Annotated in this window: 20 protein-coding genes; 9 read left to right on the top strand and 11 right to left on the bottom strand. The window is 63.7% G+C overall.

Features of this window, described 5'->3' with window-relative positions; translation table 11 throughout:
* Positions 1-32: 32 nt before the first annotated feature.
* The 4 genes from fliI to fliF are packed head-to-tail and all read right to left on the bottom strand — an operon-like array spanning position 33 to position 5065.
* Positions 33-1457, bottom strand: a complete 1425-nt coding sequence (fliI, locus tag ACG0Z6_RS07985) for a flagellar protein export ATPase FliI (RefSeq protein ID WP_394460214.1) — start codon at positions 1455-1457, stop codon at positions 33-35.
* Complete coding sequence (locus ACG0Z6_RS07980; protein WP_394460212.1) at positions 1454-2239, bottom strand: FliH/SctL family protein; 786 nt, start codon at positions 2237-2239, stop codon at positions 1454-1456. The genes fliI and ACG0Z6_RS07980 overlap by 4 nt, the downstream gene beginning before the upstream one ends.
* Before the next feature lie 39 nt (positions 2240-2278).
* Positions 2279-3274, bottom strand: coding sequence for a flagellar motor switch protein FliG (gene fliG, locus ACG0Z6_RS07975; protein WP_394460211.1), 996 nt, complete (start codon positions 3272-3274; stop codon positions 2279-2281).
* A gap of 6 nt (positions 3275-3280) precedes the next feature.
* Positions 3281-5065: a flagellar basal-body MS-ring/collar protein FliF gene (gene fliF / locus ACG0Z6_RS07970; RefSeq protein WP_394460209.1), complete on the bottom strand. Its 1785-nt coding sequence runs from the start codon at positions 5063-5065 to the stop codon at positions 3281-3283.
* Positions 5066-5224: 159 nt separating this feature from the next.
* Between fliF and fliE the strand changes: the two genes are divergently transcribed.
* Positions 5225-5548 carry a flagellar hook-basal body complex protein FliE gene (fliE, locus tag ACG0Z6_RS07965; protein ID WP_394460207.1) on the top strand — a complete coding sequence of 108 codons (324 nt, stop codon included), beginning with the start codon at positions 5225-5227 and terminating at the stop codon, positions 5546-5548.
* Positions 5549-5563: 15 nt separating this feature from the next.
* Here fliE and ACG0Z6_RS07960 read toward each other — a convergent pair whose 3' ends face one another.
* The 7 genes from ACG0Z6_RS07960 to ACG0Z6_RS07930 form a co-directional block, all read right to left on the bottom strand.
* A complete protein-coding gene (locus ACG0Z6_RS07960) occupies positions 5564-6298 on the bottom strand; it encodes a flagellar brake protein (RefSeq protein WP_394460206.1) in 735 nt (244 codons plus the stop codon).
* Between the two features lie 22 nt (positions 6299-6320).
* On the bottom strand, positions 6321-6620 hold the full coding sequence (locus tag ACG0Z6_RS07955) for a flagellar protein FliT (RefSeq protein ID WP_394460204.1): 300 nt from the start codon (positions 6618-6620) through the stop codon (positions 6321-6323).
* Between the two features lie 35 nt (positions 6621-6655).
* On the bottom strand, positions 6656-7087 hold the full coding sequence (fliS, locus tag ACG0Z6_RS07950; protein WP_394460203.1) for a flagellar export chaperone FliS: 432 nt from the start codon (positions 7085-7087) through the stop codon (positions 6656-6658).
* A gap of 204 nt (positions 7088-7291) precedes the next feature.
* Positions 7292-8722, bottom strand: coding sequence for a flagellar filament capping protein FliD (gene fliD, locus ACG0Z6_RS07945; RefSeq protein WP_394460201.1), 1431 nt, complete (start codon positions 8720-8722; stop codon positions 7292-7294).
* Between the two features lie 135 nt (positions 8723-8857).
* Positions 8858-9730: a flagellin N-terminal helical domain-containing protein gene (locus ACG0Z6_RS07940; RefSeq protein WP_394460199.1), complete on the bottom strand. Its 873-nt coding sequence runs from the start codon at positions 9728-9730 to the stop codon at positions 8858-8860.
* 367 nt (positions 9731-10097) lie between these two features.
* Entirely contained in the window at positions 10098-10940 is an 843-nt protein-coding gene (locus ACG0Z6_RS07935; protein ID WP_394460198.1) for a flagellin N-terminal helical domain-containing protein, read from the bottom strand.
* A gap of 330 nt (positions 10941-11270) precedes the next feature.
* On the bottom strand, positions 11271-12110 hold the full coding sequence (locus ACG0Z6_RS07930) for a flagellin N-terminal helical domain-containing protein (RefSeq protein ID WP_394460197.1): 840 nt from the start codon (positions 12108-12110) through the stop codon (positions 11271-11273).
* Positions 12111-12661: 551 nt separating this feature from the next.
* Here ACG0Z6_RS07930 and ACG0Z6_RS07925 point away from each other — a divergent pair.
* The 8 genes from ACG0Z6_RS07925 (at position 12662) to ACG0Z6_RS07890 (ending at position 18251) form a co-directional block, all read left to right on the top strand.
* Positions 12662-13144, top strand: coding sequence for a tetratricopeptide repeat protein (locus ACG0Z6_RS07925; RefSeq protein ID WP_394460195.1), 483 nt, complete (start codon positions 12662-12664; stop codon positions 13142-13144).
* Between the two features lie 364 nt (positions 13145-13508).
* Positions 13509-13832, top strand: a complete 324-nt coding sequence (gene flhD / locus ACG0Z6_RS07920) for a flagellar transcriptional regulator FlhD (RefSeq protein ID WP_394460193.1) — start codon at positions 13509-13511, stop codon at positions 13830-13832.
* 54 nt (positions 13833-13886) lie between these two features.
* Entirely contained in the window at positions 13887-14423 is a 537-nt protein-coding gene (gene flhC, locus ACG0Z6_RS07915) for a flagellar transcriptional regulator FlhC (protein WP_394460191.1), read from the top strand.
* 22 nt (positions 14424-14445) lie between these two features.
* Complete coding sequence (locus tag ACG0Z6_RS07910; protein ID WP_394460190.1) at positions 14446-15303, top strand: class I SAM-dependent methyltransferase; 858 nt, start codon at positions 14446-14448, stop codon at positions 15301-15303.
* Positions 15304-15355: 52 nt separating this feature from the next.
* Positions 15356-16213: a flagellar motor stator protein MotA gene (motA, locus tag ACG0Z6_RS07905; protein WP_394460188.1), complete on the top strand. Its 858-nt coding sequence runs from the start codon at positions 15356-15358 to the stop codon at positions 16211-16213.
* A gap of 30 nt (positions 16214-16243) precedes the next feature.
* A complete protein-coding gene (gene motB, locus ACG0Z6_RS07900) occupies positions 16244-17173 on the top strand; it encodes a flagellar motor protein MotB (RefSeq protein WP_394460186.1) in 930 nt (309 codons plus the stop codon).
* A gap of 28 nt (positions 17174-17201) precedes the next feature.
* A complete protein-coding gene (gene cheY, locus ACG0Z6_RS07895; RefSeq protein WP_394460184.1) occupies positions 17202-17594 on the top strand; it encodes a chemotaxis response regulator CheY in 393 nt (130 codons plus the stop codon).
* Between the two features lie 18 nt (positions 17595-17612).
* Positions 17613-18251, top strand: coding sequence for a protein phosphatase CheZ (locus ACG0Z6_RS07890; RefSeq protein ID WP_394460183.1), 639 nt, complete (start codon positions 17613-17615; stop codon positions 18249-18251).
* The last annotated feature ends 146 nt before the right edge of the window (positions 18252-18397 follow it).

Genomic DNA, 18397 nt, shown 5'->3' with positions numbered 1-18397 from the left:
GAATACCTCACGTAGTGCTATATCGGCAGACTTCAGGCGAAATTCACCGTCTGTGCCAAGCGTTGGATGGAGTCCTGAAGGCCGGACGGCGTGTGCATGTCTTGCTGCAGCAGGTGCAGGATGTCGGGGTGCAGGCGCACGGCGGTGTCGAGTTCGGGGTCGCCCCCGGGCACATAGGCACCGAGCTGGATGAGGTCGCGCGCTTTGTTGTACTTGGACAGCAGCTGGCGCAGCCGCCGCGCTTGCTCCACATGGCGCGGTGCGGCCACACTGGTCATGACGCGGGAGATGGAGCGCTCGACGTCGATGGCCGGGTAGTGGCCGCCCTCGGCGAGTTCGCGCGACAGCACGATGTGCCCGTCCAAGATGCCGCGGGCGGCGTCGGCAATCGGGTCTTGCTGGTCGTCGCCTTCAGACAGCACGGTGTAGAAGGCGGTGATGGAGCCGCCCCCGGCCACGCCGTTGCCACTGCGCTCCACCAGTTGGGGCAGCTTGGCAAAGCAGCTCGGGGGGTAGCCCTTGGTGGCGGGTGGCTCGCCAATGGCCAGGGCGATTTCGCGCTGCGCCATGGCGTAGCGTGTGAGGCTGTCCATGAGCAGCAGCACATGCAGGCCTTGGTCACGGAAGTGTTCAGCAATGGCGGTGGCGTAGTTGGCGCCTTGCATGCGCAGCAGCGGCGGCGCGTCAGCCGGGGCGGCCACCACGACGGAGCGCGCCAGGCCCTCTTCGCCAATGATGTCTTCGATGAATTCTTTGACTTCGCGGCCGCGCTCACCGATGAGGCCCACCACGATGACGTCAGCCTGGGTGTAGCGGGCCATCATGCCCAGCAGCACCGATTTGCCCACGCCCGTGCCCGCAAACAGGCCCAGGCGCTGGCCGCGCCCGACGGTGAGCATGGCGTTGATGGCGCGCACACCCGTGTCCAGCGGCTGGCGCACGGGGTCGCGGTCCATGGCGTTGATGGCGCGGCGCACCATGGGTTCAGAGGTGACCATGCGCAGTGGGCCGCGGCGGTCCATGGGCTGGCCTTGCGAGTCCACCACGCGGCCCAGCAAGCCGTTGCCGATGGGCAGGTGCAGGCCGCGGTCTTCGTCGCGCCGCCAGGGGTGGCTGGGGTGGCCCAGATGCGGTGCGTGCAGCGGCATGGCGCGCGGCTTGACGGTGGCGCCGCTGCTGAGGCCCTGCACATCGTTGATGGGCATGAGATAGGCGCGGTCGCCGCTAAAGCCCACCACCTCGGCGTGTACCGGCGGCAGGCCGCGGCGCGGCGCTGTGGCAGAGGAGGGTACCTGGATTTCGCACACCGAGCCCAGCGGCACTTTCACGCCCGTGGCTTCCAGCACCAGACCGGCGACGCGCACCAGCTTGCCTTGGGGCTCCAGGGCAAAGCCTGTGCTGGCGTAGGACTCCAGCTCGGCCAGGTATTGCTCCCAGTGGTGGGTGCGCACACTCATGGCTCGCTCCTGGGGGCAGGGGCCTCGTCGTCGCGGCGGTCCTCCCACAGCGAGGCCTGGCCGATGGCGGCCATGGCCTGGCGCCAGCGTGCGGATAGGGTGGCGTCGACGCTGCAGATGTCGGCGTCGAGCTTGCAGCCGCCGCGCTCGATGCTGGCGTCGGGCACCACCTGGGTTTCACGTGCACGCAGGGCTTCGCCTGCACCGGTATGCAGCAGGGGCAAGTCGTCGGGGTGCACGCGCAGCTGCACGTGGCGTGCGCTGATGAGCAGCGCCTCCACGGCTTCTTGGGCCACCTGGGCAATCAGCTCGGGGCGCTGCTGCAGCTCGCTGCGCACCACTTGGCGCGCCAGCTCGGTGGCGCAGCGCGCCAGGGTTTGCGACATGAGTTGCTCCAGGCCTTGGAACTCGGCATCAAAGCTCTCCACCAGGCTGCCCAGCTGCGCGCTGATCTGCTGCGAGAAGCTGCTCTTGAAGGCGTCCAGCGCGGCCAGGCCGTCGCGGTAGCCGTCTTGGTAGCCCTGCTGGCGCGCTTGCTGGGTGAGGGCGTCGATATCGGGCGGCGGCGGCGCCTCGGGTTCGGGCGGGGCCGCTGTATCGGCACCCGCAGGGTGCGTGGCGTTAGCGGGTTGACCTTCGGGGTCGCCCAAATCGCCCAAGTGCCAGGCCTCGAAATTCTGCAGTTCTTCGCGCGGAATGAAGCGGCTGTAAGCGCCGCGCGGCGCTTCGCCATCGGGGCGCAGCGGCGGGGGAACCTGACGGGGCGTGCGGGGGGCGGCCATGATGGGTGGGCTTTGTGGTATGGGCTTGGGGGCGGTGCGTCAGAGGAATTGGTCGTCGCCGCCACCGGCCAACACGATGGTTCCTTCGTCCACCAGGCGGCGCACGATCTTGAGGATTTCCTTTTGCTCGCCTTCCACTTCGGACAGGCGCACCGGGCCGCGCGATTCCAGGTCTTCTTTGAGGGTTTCTGCGGCGCGGCTGGACATGTTGCGGAACACCTTCTCGCGCAGCTCGACGCTGGCACCCTTGAGCGCGAGCACCAGGGATTCGCTCTGCACTTCCTTGAGCACGGCCTGGATGCCCTTGTCGTCGACCTTCTCCAGGTCGTCGAAGGTGAACATGTTGTCCATGATTTTTTGAGCCAGATCGGCATCGGCCTCGCGGATGTAGTCCAACACCGAGGCCTCGACGCTGGAGCCCAGCATGTTGATGATCTCCGCGGCGCTCTTGACGCCGCCCAGCGAACTCTTCTTCATGCGCTCGCCCCCGGCCAGGATTTGGCCCATCACCTCGTTGAGGTCTTTGAGCGCCATGGGCTGGATGCCGTCGAGCGTGGCAATGCGGATCAGCACCTCGTTGCGCGCACGCTCGGCAAAGGTGCGCAGCACCGCGCTGGCTTGGTCGAAGTCCAGGTGCGCGAGGATGGCCGCCACGATTTGCGGGTGCTCATTGCGCAGCAGCTCAGCCACCGAGCTGGGGTCCATCCACTTGAGGCTCTCGATGGAGGACACGTCCGAGCCCTGCAAGATGCGGTCCAGCAGCAGGTTGGCCTTGTCGTCGCCCAAGGCCTTGCGCAGCACCGAGCGCACGTACTCGTCGGTGTCTTGCACCAGCATGCTTTGCGTCTCGGCCACGGCCTCGAATTTGTCCAACACCTCGTCCACACGGTGGCGTGGCACGACTTTGAGCCGGGCGATGGTCTCGCCGAGTTTTTGCACCTCTTTGGGGCCGAGGTGCTTGAAGATCTCGGACGCCTCCTCCTCGCCCAAGGACATGAGCAGGATGGCTGCGTCTTCAGCGCCTTTGTCGTCCATCGCGGCTTATCCTTTCGCGCCTTCGAGTTCTTCGCCGTTGACCCAGGCCTTGACGATGTTGGCCACCGCCAGGGGGTTTTCGCGCGCCAGCATGCGGGCGCGCTCGAGCTTTTCCTGGTTGGCCGGCGGCTCCAGCGCGGGCAGGCCCCCGCCACCACTGCCACCTGCGCCGGGCAGGGCGGGCAGGCCGCCGGGCAGGGCTTGGGGGTCGTCCACCACGGCGTTGAGTGGGGTGATGGCGGTGGTGCCACCTTCGCCACCGGCACCGCCCTCGGCAGCCGTCGGGGGCGGGTAGGCCGCGCGCAGGGCTGGGCGCACCATGCCAAAGACAGCAATCAAAGCCACCAACACCAGGGCCAGGGGCACTACGGCGGAGCGGGCAAAGTCCAACACCCAAGGCTGCTGCCACAGCGGGGTGGCAGAGGGTTCGGACTTGTCCAGTACAAACGGCGCGCTGACCACTTTGACCGAGTCGCCGCGCTTGTCGTCAAAGCCCACGGCTTGTTTGACCAGATCGGTGATGCGGTCCAACTCGGCCTGGGGCAAGGGCTCGGTGCTGGTTTTGCCCTTGGGGTCGGTGACCTGGCGGTGGTTGACCACGACGGCGGCGTTGACGCGGCGCACCGTGCCGGTGGCGTTGCGCACCACGCGCACGGTTTTGTCGAGTTCGAAGTTGGTGACGTTTTCGCGCCGGCTGTTGCTGCCGCCGTCGGTGCCGCCAGCGCCTTGCAGCGGGGCCGAGGCGCCGTTGATGGGCGCGGTGGCCGGCACGGGCGGCTGGTTGGTGGCCGCACCAGGCACGCCTGTGGGCAGGGCCGGGTTGGCGTTGACCGATTCCGAGGACTGGCTGCTGCGCACCGCCGACTGGGTGTTGGGCCCTTGGTTGGGGCGGAATTCTTCAGCGGTGGATTCCACTTGCGAGAAGTCCACATCCGCCGTCACAGTGGTGCGCATGTTCTCGCGCCCCACCATGGGTTCGAGCAGCTCGGCCAGGCGTTTGTTCAGATTGGCCTCGATTTGCTGCTTGTAGACCAGCTGTTGCTGGTCCAGCCCACTGGCTTGATCGGGGTTGCTGGAGATGAGCGCGCCGGTCTGGTCCAGGATGGACACGGCCTTGGGGTTGAGCTCAGGCACAGAGGCCGAGACCAGGTGCACGATGCCTGCGATCTGATTGCGGTCCAGCGTACGGCCGCCGCGCAGCGTGAGCATGACGCTGGCGCTGGGCTTTTGCTGTTCGCGGAAAAAACCGTTTTGCTGCGGCATGGCCAAGTGCACGCGGGCATCAGCCACATCGGCCATGGCGGTGATGGTGCGCGTGAGCTCGCCTTCGAGGGCGCGCTGAAAGTTCAAGCGCTCGTTGAACTGCGTCTGGCCGATGGAGGTTTTGTCCAGCAGCTCAAAGCCCACGGTGGAGCCTTTGGGCAGGCCGGCGGAGGCCAGCTTCATGCGCAAGTCGTACACCTGTGCTGCGGGCACAAGAATGGTGCCGCCCGCCTCGTGGCGGTAGGGCACATTCATTTGGTTGAGCTGGGCAATGATGGCGCCGCCGTCTTTGTCAGACAGCCCGCTGAAGACGGGGCGGAACTCACCCTGGCTGCTCCACATGGTCAGCGCGGCCAACACCGCCACCAGGGCCGCCACACCCAGACCCAGGCTGAGCTTGGCGCGTGCGGGCAGGGCGGCCAGGCGCTGAGCCAGGCCTGGGTTTTGTACAGGCGTGGTGCTTGACTCCACCACCGCAACAGCGGTGGCCGGGGTGCTGCCTGGGGAAGGGCTCAGCGCGTTATCCATGCACGAATTATTGAGAGTCACCCCCCTCAAGAAAGGCGCGAACAGGCCGATGAAGCGCGCCCACTTCGGCTCTTGGATAGCGGCTGCCTGGCCCTAGGATGCGAGGCATCACATCCTTGCCTTGCTGCCTCTCAAACACAGTCTTGCTGCTTCTGCACCGTGGACCTCAAGCTCAAACCCTTTGACTTCGCGCAGGCCGTGGCCCGTGCGGGGCTGACGCCGCAAGGGCAGCCGCTGGCCAAGGCGGGCTCGGCCGCAGCGCCGAGCTTTGCGCAGGCCATGGATCAGGCGCTGCGCGGTGTGAGTCAGGCACAGCAAGAGTCCAGCCGACTGCAGCGCGAGGTGCAGCTGGACAACCCCACGGTCAGCTTGGAGCAGACCATGGTGGCCATGCAAAAGGCGCAAATCGGCTTCCAGGCCACGCTGCAGGTGCGCAACCGCCTGGTCTCGGCCTACTCGGAAATCATGAATATGCAGGTCTGAGCCTGCAGCAGTGCGCTAGCGGCGCTGCATCATCAGGCGCTCGCGCTTTTGCGCCTGGTCCACATACATCTGCAACACGCGCAGCGCTGGTGAGCTGATGTTCACGAACGCACAACCAGCCACGGCGCTTGGCGTGCCGTCGCGGTCGGGTTCGGTGACGATGTGCTGCACGCGCAGGTGCACGGTGAGCTGGCTGTCTTGGGCCAGCAGCAGGCGTGCGGGGCCTATGGCCTCGCCCGAGGTCGGTTGCAGCAGTTCCGGGGGCCAGTGCAGGGCCAGACCGCCCACGCTGACATTGAGCACGCGCAGGCGCACTTCTTTGTCTTGAGGGACCACCAGCAGCGGGTATTGCCCCGTGGGCGCACACACGCGGTAGGCCTGGCGGCGCTGGAAGCGGTAGATATCGGCGGGCAGCATGGCACGCAGCATGGCGCTGTTGCCGGCGCTGACTTGGCACAGGCCCACCACATCGAACTGCAGCTTGATGCGGTCCAGGTAGGCCACGGCGGTGACATCGTCGCTGCGCAGCAGCGCGCCGAGCTGGTCGTCTGAGCCGCTGAGCTCCAATCCAATGGCGCTGTGTTCGGAGTCAACCTGGGTGAGCACAGCGTTGCAGGCCTGGGCGGAGCTGGCATTGAGTTGCACGCCAATGCCGCGCTGCGCCAGCTCGCGCAGCCAAGCCACGACTTCACTGCGACTGCTGAGGCGGTACTCGCCGGTGTCTGGGGTGGATTCGTCGGGTGTATTCAAGATAACGCGCGTGGCTGCTGCATTAGTGGATGGTGCGTGATTTTCCCTTGAGCATCACGTCCAAATCCTCCAACCACGGTTCGGCCAAGTGACGAATTTCTGCATCGTTGACCAAGATGCGCTGCATGATGCGGCTCTTGAGTTTGCTTTCGTCAGGCGCCAGCTGTTGCTGTTGGGCCACGTGCTTGAGCTGGGAGATCAAAAGCACGCAAGCCCCTTCGAGTTTGACGACTTCATCCCAGTTCCCGTTTCTTGCAGCGGCGAGCATGTCGGCGCTGGCTTGCTCAATGGCTTCGTAGTAACTCAACAGTTGCGTATTCATGGTGGCGTCCAGGTCTGGTGCGGTGGGCTGGGGCGTCAGGCGGCGCGGGCTACGTCGGTGTGAGCCGCAATGTTGAGCCAGGCATCTCGTATGGGTTGCAACAGCCGTTGGCACTCTTCGATGGCTGCAATATCGCTGTGCAGATTGGCATGCGTCAGCCGCATGCACAGGTAGCTGTAGAGGTCGCGAAGGTCTTCGGCCAGGTTGCCCGCCTCCATGTTCAAGGCGGCTTTGAGCCCCTCGTCGAGGATGCGCACGGCGCGCGAGAGACAGCGGCCTTTGAGCTCCTGGTTGCGCTGGTGAATGGCGCCCACGGCCTGGGTCATGGCGTCCATGGCACCGTCAAACAGCAGGCTCACCAGCTTGTGCGGGCTGGCGGTGAGAACGTCGGTCTCGACGCCCACGCGGCTGTAGGTGTTGCTGGCGCTCAGACCGCGGCTGGCGAAGGGGGAGGTGTTGCCGTACATGATTGATTTGGTAGAAGGCCTGCACTTGTTTTCGACGCCACCGAGGGGGACTTTAGTGCGGCTTGTGCGCTGTATGCAGTCAACAACCCTGGCCCAAACCGCTTGTTCGTCCGAGCCTTTTTGTGCTTGACGCTGGGCGCGGACCTATGGCTCAGGCGGCGTTAGCCCTCTCAGGCCCGCCCTGACGCGTTGTGTGCGACGCATTCAACCCTTGTTGGAGAGCATCTGCATTTGCTGCGCGACGTAGCTCTGCAGGCCCGTGAGCTGGCCCATGTTCTTGTCCAGGGTGTTGTACTGGGCGCGCAGGCGCTTTTCGACCAAGGCAATACGGTCTTCCATATTGCTGCGCTGCTTGTCATTGCTGTCGATGCGGCCTTGCAGGCCTTTTTGGCGCGAAGCCAAGGCGCCGTCAAATCCCAGGGCCTGGTCGGCAAAGGTGCGCCAACGGGTGGCCAGACCGCTGTTGTTGGGGTTGGCGCTGTCCACACCCATGAAGAGTTGTTTGACGTCGGCCATATTGCCCAACGCCGTGTTGAGCTTGCTGTCGTTGAGGCTCAGGGTGCCATCGGCCTTGATGTCCACGCCGATGGTGGAGAGTCGGTTGTAGGTGCTGGCCAGCGTGGTGTTGCCGCTGGTGATGGCACGCAGCGCGCCTTGCAGCGTGATGGCCGTGGAGTCGCCTTGCAGCGGTCCGGCGGTTTTGCTGCCTTCGTCGTACTTGGTCTGGTCGCGCAGCAGCTGGATGTTGGCGTTGTAGGCGGCGATGAAATCGCTCACGGCCTTTTTCACCGTGTCCTGGTCCTGCTTGACGCTGATGGTGGCTGTGGCGGGCTTGAGCAGGGTAAAGCTCAGCCCGTCAATGGCATTGCTGAGCTGGTTGGTTTCAGCGCTGATGGTCAAGCCGTTGATGATGGCCTCGGCGTTGGTGGCGCGCTGGGTCTGTGTGGCCTGGCTGATGCCCTGTGAGGGGTCAAAGGCCAAGGCGGACAGGCCTGAGGCATCGTTGTTGGTGCCGTCATCGTCGGCCACGCTGACGCGAAAGCCCTGGCTCTCACCAGTGGTGGCCGAGCGCAGCACCAGGCGTGAGCCACTGGCGTCATTCACCACCGAGGCCAGCACGCCCGCACCGGCGGCGTTGATTTTGTCGCGCACGCTGCTGAGGCTGTCCTGCCCAGCGCCGATGTTGATGCTCACCGCACTGCTGCCGGACTTGGGGGTGAAGCCGCTTTGGTCGGCATTCCACTGGCCCAGTTCGATGGTGAGTGTGCCGGTGCCTAGGCTGCTGCCACTGGCCACGGCAGCGCTGGCGATGTTTTGTGCCGCAGCCAGGCGGTTGACGGTGACGTTGTAGCTGCCTGCCGCCCCACTGCTGGTGGCCGTGGCGGTGACGGCGGTGGCGTCCGAGCTGCTGGCACCCAGCGTGTTCCACAGCTCAGGCGTGGCCAGCTTGGCTGCGGCATCGCGCATGGAGCTCAAGCTGCTTTGCAGCTTGCCAAAGGCCGAGAGCTGAGTTTTCAGGCCGCTGGTGCGCTTGTCCAGCAGGTTGATGGGTGTGCGCTCCGCATTCACCAAGCCTTGAATGATGGACTCGTAGTTTTGGCCAGAGCCAATTCCGACGTTGGTAATGACAGGCATGACAGTCTCCCAGACGTGATGGACGTCGGGACGACTCCATCAGGGCAAATATCGGCAGGTGCTGAAAGAACTTGAGGCCAACACGCTGTCAATCGCGGGTTGGCCTCAAGCCGTGTTCAGTGTGGCGCGTGGCGCTTAGCCATTGCGCAGCAGTGACAGCACTTGTTGGGGCAGCTGGTTGGCCTGCGCCACCATGGCGTTGCCTGCTTGCTGCAGGATTTGCGCGCGGCTGAGGTTGGAGGTTTCCTGGGCGTAGTCCGCATCCATGATGCGGCTGCGTGCAGCCATCTGGTTCTCGTAGGCCACCTGCAGGTTGGAGATGACGGCCTCGAAACGGTTTTGCGTGGCGCCCAGGGTGGCGCGCTCTTCGTTGACCTTGTCCAGTGCTGCATCGATGTTGGCGACCACCTGGGCGATAGCCGTGGGGTCGGCGGTGCGGTCGATCAACCCCCGGCCGGTGCCCGCGATGTCGGTGCCCGCCACAGCGGTGATGACGCCTTCGGTGGTCATATTGGGTGTGGTCACCACGATCTCGTCGTTGGCCGTGGTGTTGGGGCCCACTTGGAAGGTCTGCGGCGTGGCGGCGTCGGCCCCCAGCACATACTTGCCGTTGAAGGTGGTACCGCCGAGCACGCGCTGGATTTCTTTGGCCAGTTCGCCAAACTCTTTGTCCAGGGAGTCTTTGTCGCCGGGGGCGTTGGTGGCATTGCGGGCTTGAATGCCAAGTTCGCGCATGCGCTGCAGCGCGTCAGCCACCTTGCCCAGCGCGCCTTCGGCGGTCTGGGCAAGGGAGATGCCGTCGTTGGCATTGCGCACGGCCACGCTCATGCCCCGGGCTTGGGCGTTCATGCGCTCGGCAATGGCCAGGCCTGCGGCATCGTCTTTGGCGGAGTTCACTCGCAAGCCCGAAGACAGACGCTGCATCGACACGCCCAGTGAGGACTGGGACATGTTGAGATTGCGCTGCGCGTTGAGCGATGCAAGGTTGGTGTTGATCGTCTGTGGCATGGGACTCTCCTGCGCTGTTCCGGTCGATCGCTGTTCTAGGGCTGCGGCGGCGGCCACCAGATTGACGGGGCAGGGTGCATCGCTGTGTGGCACCGCACCCGGTCAAGGGGACCGGACTACGGGCACAGCAAATGATGAACCCGATGGCAGCGATTGTGCGCAGGGCCAGGCGTGGCTAAAGCCCAAATAGATGGGGAAACAAAGCGCAAAAGAAAAGCTCTGCGCAGACCGCTGGCCCCGTGAAGGGCCGCAGTCCGTGCAGAGCCTAAGTGCCCATGTCTATGGGCCACAGGAGGAAAAAAGAACAGGGTGAGGAGGGTCGCCCGAGGGCGATCCTCCTGCTCACAGAAGACCTGGAGCTTTGGGCTTAACCGCGCAGCAGGCTCAGCACCTGTTGCGGCATTTGGTTGGCTTGCGCCACCATGGTGTTGCCCGCTTGCTGCAGGATCTGCGAGCGGCTGAGGTTGGCGGTTTCCGCAGCGAAGTCCGCGTCCATGATGCGGCTGCGCGCGGCGGTTTGGTTTTCCACCGACACCTGCAGGTTGGAGATCACGGCCTCGAAGCGGTTTTGCGAAGCACCCAAGGTGGCACGCTCACCGCTGACGGTTTTGATGGCGGTGTCGATGTTGTCAATCACCGTGGCCAGCGTGGTGGCCGTAGAGGTGTTGTCAATGGTGCCGCCGGTCACCGCCGTGATGTCGGCGTTGGTGGTCATGTTGGTGGTGACCACATCCACCACATCGTTGGCCGTGGTGTTGGCGCCGATCTGGAAGGTTTGGGTGCCCGAATCGGCCGCCAGGATGGCCTTGCCGTTGAAGGTGGTGCCGCCCAGCACGCGGCCGATCTCTGCGCCCAGCTGTGCGTATTCCTTGCCGATGGCGTCCAAGTCGGTGCCCGTGTTGGTGGCGTTGCGCGCCTGCACGGCCAGTTCACGCATGCGTTGCAGTGAATCGCCCACTTTGGACAGTGCGCCTTCAGCGGTTTGTGCCAGCGAGATGCCGTCATTGGCGTTGCGCACGGCCACCGTCATGCCGCGCACTTGGGCTTGCATGCGCTCGGCAATGGCCAAGCCGGCCGCATCGTCCTTGGACGAGTTCACACGCAGGCCTGAGGAGAGGCGCTGCATGGACGAGGCCAGAGAGAGCTGCGATGTGGAGAGATTGCGCTGGGCGTTGAGCGACAACAGGTTGGTGTTGATGATCTGTGCCATGGTGCGTTCCTTTCGGTGTCAAAGACTTCCGGTCTTCGCGGTGTCGAAAAATGACCCGGACTTCGGGCCGATCCCGCAGTGCCATGAAGGGCACTGCCGCTTCCCGTCCGCGACCCTTGCGCTGTGGGCGAGTTGCCGTGTGGCGAACCGCTTTCAGATCATGGGCTGACCGGACCACGTAGTCCTTGAGGACCCGTTGCAAGAGTTATCGACGCCACTGCAGCGGACTTAAGTCCTGTTGCGACACAGTCTGTTGCGCACCCTCTCAAACACGCGCCGCCACCGCCTGCCAGGCAGGGGCGGCGGCGCTGTGCTTGCCACAGCTCTGGCTTAGCGCAGCAGTGCCAGCACCTGCTGGGGCATTTGGTTGGCCTGAGCAATCATGGCGTTGCCCGCTTGCTGCAGGATTTGCGAGCGGCTGAGGTTGGCGGTTTCCGCAGCGAAGTCCGCGTCCATGATGCGGCTGCGCGCAGCGGATTGGTTCTCGACCGAGATTTGCAGGTTGGAGATGACGGCTTCAAAGCGGTTTTGAGACGCACCGAAAGTAGCTCGTTCGCTGGAGACGGTGTTGATGGCTTTGTCGATGTTGTCAATCACCGTGGCCAGCGTCGTGGCCGTCGAGGCGTTGTCCACCGTGGCGCTAGTCACCGTGGTGATATCGGTGTTGGTGGTCATATTGGTCGTGACCACATCCACCTGGTCATTGGCCGATGTGTTGGCGCCGACCTGGAAGGTCTGCGTGCCAGCGTCAGCACCGAGGATGGATTTTCCGTTGAAGGTGGTACCACCCAGCACGCGGCCGATTTCCGCACTGAGCTGCGTGTATTCCTTGCCGATGGAGTCCAGGTCCGAGCCACTGTTGGTGGCGTTGCGGGCCTGCACGGCCAGTTCACGCATGCGCTGCAGGTTGTCGCTGACCTTGGACAGCGCGCCTTCAGCGGTTTGTGCCAGCGAGATGCCGTCGTTGGCATTGCGCACTGCCACATTCATGCCTCGCACCTGGGTGCTCATGCGCTCGGCGATGGCCAGCCCTGCGGCGTCGTCCTTGGCCGAGTTCACACGCAGGCCCGAGGAGAGGCGCTGCATGGACGTGGCCAGAGAGAGCTGGGAGGTGGAGGTGTTGCGTTGGGCGTTGAGCGACAACAGATTGGTGTTGATGATTGCGGGCATGACTGAGCTCCTTTCAGCTTTGAATAGTCCCGGCATGGTCTGCCCGGAGCCAGTCAACCCTCGCTTGTGCGCTCACAGCGCTGTGAGCGTACGGCTTGAGGCCTCCCGTCCGGACCACGAACCCATTTGAAAAGTTCGTTGAAATGGCTATCGGCAAGGCTCGCGTGTAACTTGAGCCCTGTTTGTCAAGAGGTGTAAAAGCCGGAAAAGCAAGCGTGGGTACTGCCTATTCGCTGAATCAGTCTTTGGGGGCGCTGCGTGCGGCCGCAAAGACAAGGTGGAGCGTCGTGGTCTGGTCCTTTATCAAGGGGGTTGGAGGTCGGGAGGAAGGAGCGAGTCAGTCCTCCTTGATTTCGGCCGCCGTGCGCGCCGACAGGGGCAGAGAAGCTGCCCATAAAGCCTGCCTTATTGCGGCATTGGCGCTGGTCAAGCCTGCCTAAAGTTGCACCACAACGTGCCGAACCGGGGCCGCACAGGGCTGCTTTGGTTTTGGGGCGCTGGCTGCTTGGCTCGGCATGTGGCAGAGCGAGTGGCAGCAACTGGAGGTGAGCATGTACCGCTCTGCAGCTATGAAGTCCCAGCCCGCGACGCCCAAGCCGGCGATGCCCGTGGCCCCCACCGCGCAGGCCGTGCCGACCGACGCGCGCACCTTGCTGGCCAACGCGCGCAGCCAAGCCATGGCCGAGGCCGTGCAGGGGCGTTTGGGCGAAGGCCTGAACCTCTTGTGCGATGCGTTGGACCTGGAGCCCATGTCGCATGAAGTGTTGGCCGACATTGCCGCGCTGCTGTTGTCCGCCGGTGAACTCCACACTGCCGTGGAATACGCCAACAAGGCGCTGACTCAGCAGCCCGACCACGGCCCCAGCCTCTACGCGCTGGCCTTTGCCTTGTCGGGCCTGGGTCAGGCGCAAGACGCTGCGCGGCATTTGAGCCGCCTGATGCAGCCTGGCTTGGCGCACGACAGCCTCATGCGCGAAGCCCCCGAGCTGCTGCGCTTGGCGCAAATCGAGCTGCGTCGCATCGAAGGGCGCTGATAGCGCGCTTCTTTGGGGCGCGCGCGAACCGCCCTCGCGCGCAGTCTTTTGCAGCCTTGGCCTGCGGCTTGCGCTGAGCATGGGCTCAGTGGCTTGCGCTGCGTTGCGCTGCGCTGTACTGGTCTTCTTCTGCTCTCCAGCCTTCCAAGGTGAGGCCTTGCTGGGCATGGGCTCATGGGCGCCACAGGTCGCCGCCCTGGGTGTGCACGCACGGCCGCGTGCTGTCGTGTCAGGCAAATTCCTACAAGGTGCTTCCGCCAAATCCGTCCACCGGTGTGGAAGTGCGCTGATGGCCGGAAAAAGCCCCGATCCCTACAGTTCATTCCACGCCAACACCGAACTGAACACCGATCAGGAGCCCACCATGAACGCCGACCAAATCCTCACCGAAATCCGCGAAGCCAACCTCTCTTACCTGATGCTGGCTCAGAGCCTGATTCGCGCTGACCGCGAACAAGCGCTGTATCGCCTGGGTGTGTCGGAAGACACCGCCACTTTGCTCGACACGCTCAGCCCCGCGCAGCTGATGAAGATTGCCTCGGGCAACACGCTGCTGTGCCGCTTCCGCATGGACGACGACTTGGTCTGGGGCCTGCTCACCAGCCACGGCAAGCCTGCGGTGAACGACAGCGTCTCGCGTCTGCACGCCTCCATCCTCATGGCCGGGCGTCACCAAGAAGCCGCTTAAGCCACCGTCCACCACCGCACACAGCCCGACCACACCGTCCTAGGAGATTGAATCATGCGCCAGAAGAGCATCCTCACCGAAGCCCGTCAGATTGAACGCGCCGTCACGCTGATCAAGCTTGGTGCACGGTTGCAAGTTCTGGAGTCGGAAACCGACCTGAGCTATGAGCGCCTGCTGCGTCTCTATAAAGAAGTCTCGGGCCGCAGCCCCAGCAAGGGCCAGCTGCCGTTTTCCACCGACTGGTTCATCACCTGGCAGCCCAACATCCACGCCAGCCTGTTCTTGAATGTCCACGAGTACCTGAACAAGGCCGTGGAGCTCGACGAGATCGACACCGTCATCAAGGCCTACCAGCTCTATATGGAGCAAACCCAGGCTCAGGGCCTGGAGCCGCTGCTGTCCATCACCCGCGCCTGGCGTCTGGTGAAGTTTGTCGACAACGGCATGCTCACCATGACCAAGTGCAGCAAGTGCGGCGGCCACTTTGTGACTCACCCGCATGAAATTGCGCGCCACTATGTCTGCGGCCTGTGCAACCCACCGGCACGCGCAGGCAAGGGCCGCGCCCAAGGCTCCATCCAAATGCATTGAGCGCACTTGCGGGTTAGCAGTCATGGGTATCGCCTCACGCTGGCATCGCGCCACAAGAATTCAAGCCAACACGGGGCAGCCCGTGTTGCGTCGTTTGCGCGCCTGTTTGGGCGCCCACACCGCTTGGCATTGGCCCGCCGCTGCGGCGCTGAGCTGGGTGGCCTGTTGGGCCCTGTGGCAATGCTTTGATCGCGGCGCAGCCGGTGCGGCTGCGGCTTGCGTTGGAGGCGTGCTGCTGGCGGCATTGCACCGTCAGCGCTGGCGCCAGCTCATGGTGGCGCTGGGGGCGCCGGCCATGTTGCTGCTCAACGCCAGTGCCTCTGCCGCGTGGCCGGCCTGGGTTTGGCTGCTGGCGCTCTTGCTGCTGTTGGTGCTCTACCCGCTGCAAGGCTGGCGCGATGCGCCCTGGTACCCGACGCCGCTGCATGCGCTGCAGGCCTTGCCCTCAGTGGTACGTCTGCCTGCGGCAGCCAAGATCTTGGACGCAGGCTGCGGGGCAGGGCACGGTTTGGCGGCACTTCGCCTGGCCTACCCGCAAGCGCAGCTGCAAGGCATTGAAGCCAGCCACCTGCTGGGGCTGCTGGCGCGCCTGCGCTGCCCGGGTGCCAAGCTCCACCGCGGCGACTTGTGGGAACAAAGCTGGAGCGAGCTGGACATGGTCTACGTCTTCCAGCGCCCTGAGTCCATGGCACCGCTGGCGCACAAGGCGGCGGTGGAGTTGGCCGATGGCGCCTGGTTTGTGAGCCTGGACTTTCCTGTGCCCGGTGTTGCGCACCACGCGAAGTTGGACACAGGGACACGCCATGCCTTGTGGGTGTACCGCGCTGACTTGCTGCGCCAGTCACTCAAGACCGGGGCAGGGGCGTCGATAAGGGAATAAGAGAACGCGCCGCCAAGGGGTGAGCGCGCATACGTGACAAGGCTATACATACATGTTTGTCATCATCGGTTGGGTCGTGGCGCTGGCCTGTATTTTTGGCGTGTACATCGCACACGGCGGCAATATGGGTGTGATCTTGCACGCCTTGCCGTTTGAGATGACCACCATTTTTGGCGCAGCCATTGGCGGCATGATTGCCACCAACCCGCCCAAGGTGATGAAGGCCACCATGAAGGGCCTGGGCACTTGCTTCAAAGGCGGCAAGTACACCAAGGCGCGCTACATGGACTTGCTGGCGCTGCTGTTTGACATCCTGCAAAAAGCACGCAAGGAAGGTCTGATGTCGATTGAAAAAGACGTCGAAGACCCGCACAGCTCGCCGCTGTTTCAGAAATACCCCACCGTGGGCAACGATCACCACGTGGCCGAGTTCATCACCGACTACCTGCGCATGATGGTCTCGGGCAACCTCAACGCCCACGAGATCGAGTCCTTGATGGACAACGAAATCGACACCCACCACCACGAGGCCTACATGGCCGTGCAGGCCATTCAGCGCCTGGCCGGTGGCTTGCCCGCCTTCGGCATCGTGGCGGCGGTGCTGGGCGTGGTCAACACCATGGGCTCGGTGGGCCAGCCTCCGGCGGTGCTGGGCGGCATGATTGGCTCGGCCCTGGTGGGGACCTTTCTGGGCATTTTGCTGGCCTACGCTTTTGCCGAGCCGCTGGCGGGCTTGCTTGAATCCAAGGTGGATGAAGACGGCAAAGAGCTGCAGTGCATCAAGACCACGCTGCTGGCCTCCATGCAGGGCTATGCGCCGCAGGTGGCCATCGAGTTTGGCCGCAAAGTGCTGTATTCCACCGAACGCCCGACCTTCTCTGAGCTCGAAGCTCATGTGAAGAAGAAGTAAACACCCCACACCCGCACACAGCCCCGCACCATGGCCGGCGACGCGAAAAAACTCCAACCCATCATCATCAAGCGCGTCAAGAAGGGCGGCCATGCCGCTCACGGCGGCGCTTGGAAGATTGCCTATGCCGACTTTGTTACGGCCATGATGGCTTTCTTCTTGTTGATGTGGTTGCTGGGCTCCACCACCGAGGGCGACAAAAAAGGCATTGCCGACTATTTCGCTTCGCCGCTGAAGATTGCCATGATGGGCGGCAGCGGCTCGGGCGACTCGTCCTCTGTGGTCAAAGGCGGTGGGCAAGACTTGACGCGCCAGACCGGCCAGGTCAAAGGCGGTGAGATCGAAGCCAAGCAGCGCACCATCAATCTCAAGGCGCTCAAAGAGGAGCAGCGCAAGGCCGAGCGCGCACGGCTGGAGCAGCTCAAGGACAAGGTCGAGCGCACGATCGGTGAGAACGCACGTTTGTCTTCACTGGGTGGCCAGATCAAGCTGGATATGACCCGCGAAGGCTTGCGCATCCAGATCGTCGATGAGAATAATCGGCCCATGTTTGACAGTGGCAGCGCCGTTTTGAAGCCCTATATGCGTGAACTGTTGCAAGAGTTGGGTCATGTGTTGTCGGAGGTGCCCAACCGGCTCACGCTCGAAGGCCATACCGACGCCACACCCTTCCCAGGCGGGGAGCGCGGCTACAGCAACTGGGAGCTTTCGGCCGACCGGGCCAACGCCTCGCGCCGCGAGATGCTTGCCGGCGGCATGCCCGAAGAGCGCATGCTGCGCGTGCAGGGCTTGGCTTCGAGCAAGCTGCTGGATGCCAGCGCGCCGGCCAGCCCCGTCAACCGGCGCATCAGCATCATCGTCATGAACCGTGATGCAGAAGACGCGGTTTTGAAAAATTCGACCGAAGAAGACAGCGCGCCCTCCGACGCTGCTTCAAGTCCAGGCCCCAGCGGTCGATAACTGAAACAGTCCCCTCAGAGGAACGCCCATGAGCACCGAATTGAAGTTTTTGATCGTTGACGATTTTTCCACCATGCGCCGCATCGTCCGCGGGCTGCTCAAGGAAATTGGCTACAACAACGCCGAGGAGGCCGAAGACGGCGCCGAGGCGCTCAACATGCTCAAGAGCGCGAAGTTCGACTTCGTGGTGAGCGACATCAACATGCCCAATATGAACGGCTTCCAGCTGCTCAAGGCCATCAAGGACGACCCCACGCTCAAGCACCTGCCGGTGCTGATGGTGACGGCCGAGGCGCGCAAGGAAGACATCGTGCTGGCCGCCCAAACGGGTGCGGCGGGCTATATCGTCAAACCTTTCACCAAAGCCACTTTGGAGGAGAAGGTTCAAAAGATCATGCAAAAGCTGGCTGCGGCCGCTTGACGACAAACGGAGGCCGACATGATCCAAACCGAACACTTCGACCAGCTTGCCCAATCCAACCAGACCCTGGCGGTGTCGCCAGAGGTGTTTCAGCAGCTCGGGAGCATCACCCGTGTGTTGCACGACACCATGCAGCAGCTCGGTGTCATGCCCAAGCTGCAATACGCCACCGACGGCCTGCCCGATGCGCGCAGCCGCCTGACCTATATCGCTGGCAAGACCGCTGAGGCCGCCAACAAAGTGCTCAACTCGGTGGACCAAGCCAAGGTTGAGCACGCCCTCATCTCCAAAGCCACCAACGAAATGGCCAAGGCCATCATCGCCGACCCCGTCAAGGCCGTGGCCAGTGGTGCGGTGTTCAACTTTGTCAAAGACGTTGAGCGCTCGACTGCGCAAATTGACCAGCACCTCACCGACATCATGCTGGCCCAGGACTTCCACGACCTCACCGGGCAGGTGGTGGCCAAGGTGGTGACGCTGGCCAACGACCTGGAAGACAGCCTGGTCAAACTGCTGGTGCAGGTGGTGCCCCCCGAGCAGCGTGACAAGGTAGACCCCACCATCTTGCAAGGCCCTGTGGTCAACGCCGAAGGGCGCACCGACGTGGTGACCAACCAGGGCGAAGTCGACGACTTGCTCGCCAGCCTGGGCTTCTAAGCCGGGCCGCAGCCCAAGCGCCAGCGGCGCTGATGCTGGCTTTCTCCCCGACAACCCGGTCACTTGGCCGGGTTTCTCGTTTCTGTGTGGTGCTGGTCTTTGAAAGCACGGGGTTCCAGCTGTGCTTTTCCCGCTTAAGTCCGAGG

This window comes from Roseateles rivi (assembly GCF_043555845.1).
In the GTDB taxonomy this organism is placed as follows: Bacteria; Pseudomonadota; Gammaproteobacteria; order Burkholderiales; family Burkholderiaceae_C; genus Roseateles; species Roseateles rivi.
Note: the sequence above shows the minus strand (reverse complement) of the source record. Positions and strands in the feature narration are given on the sequence as shown.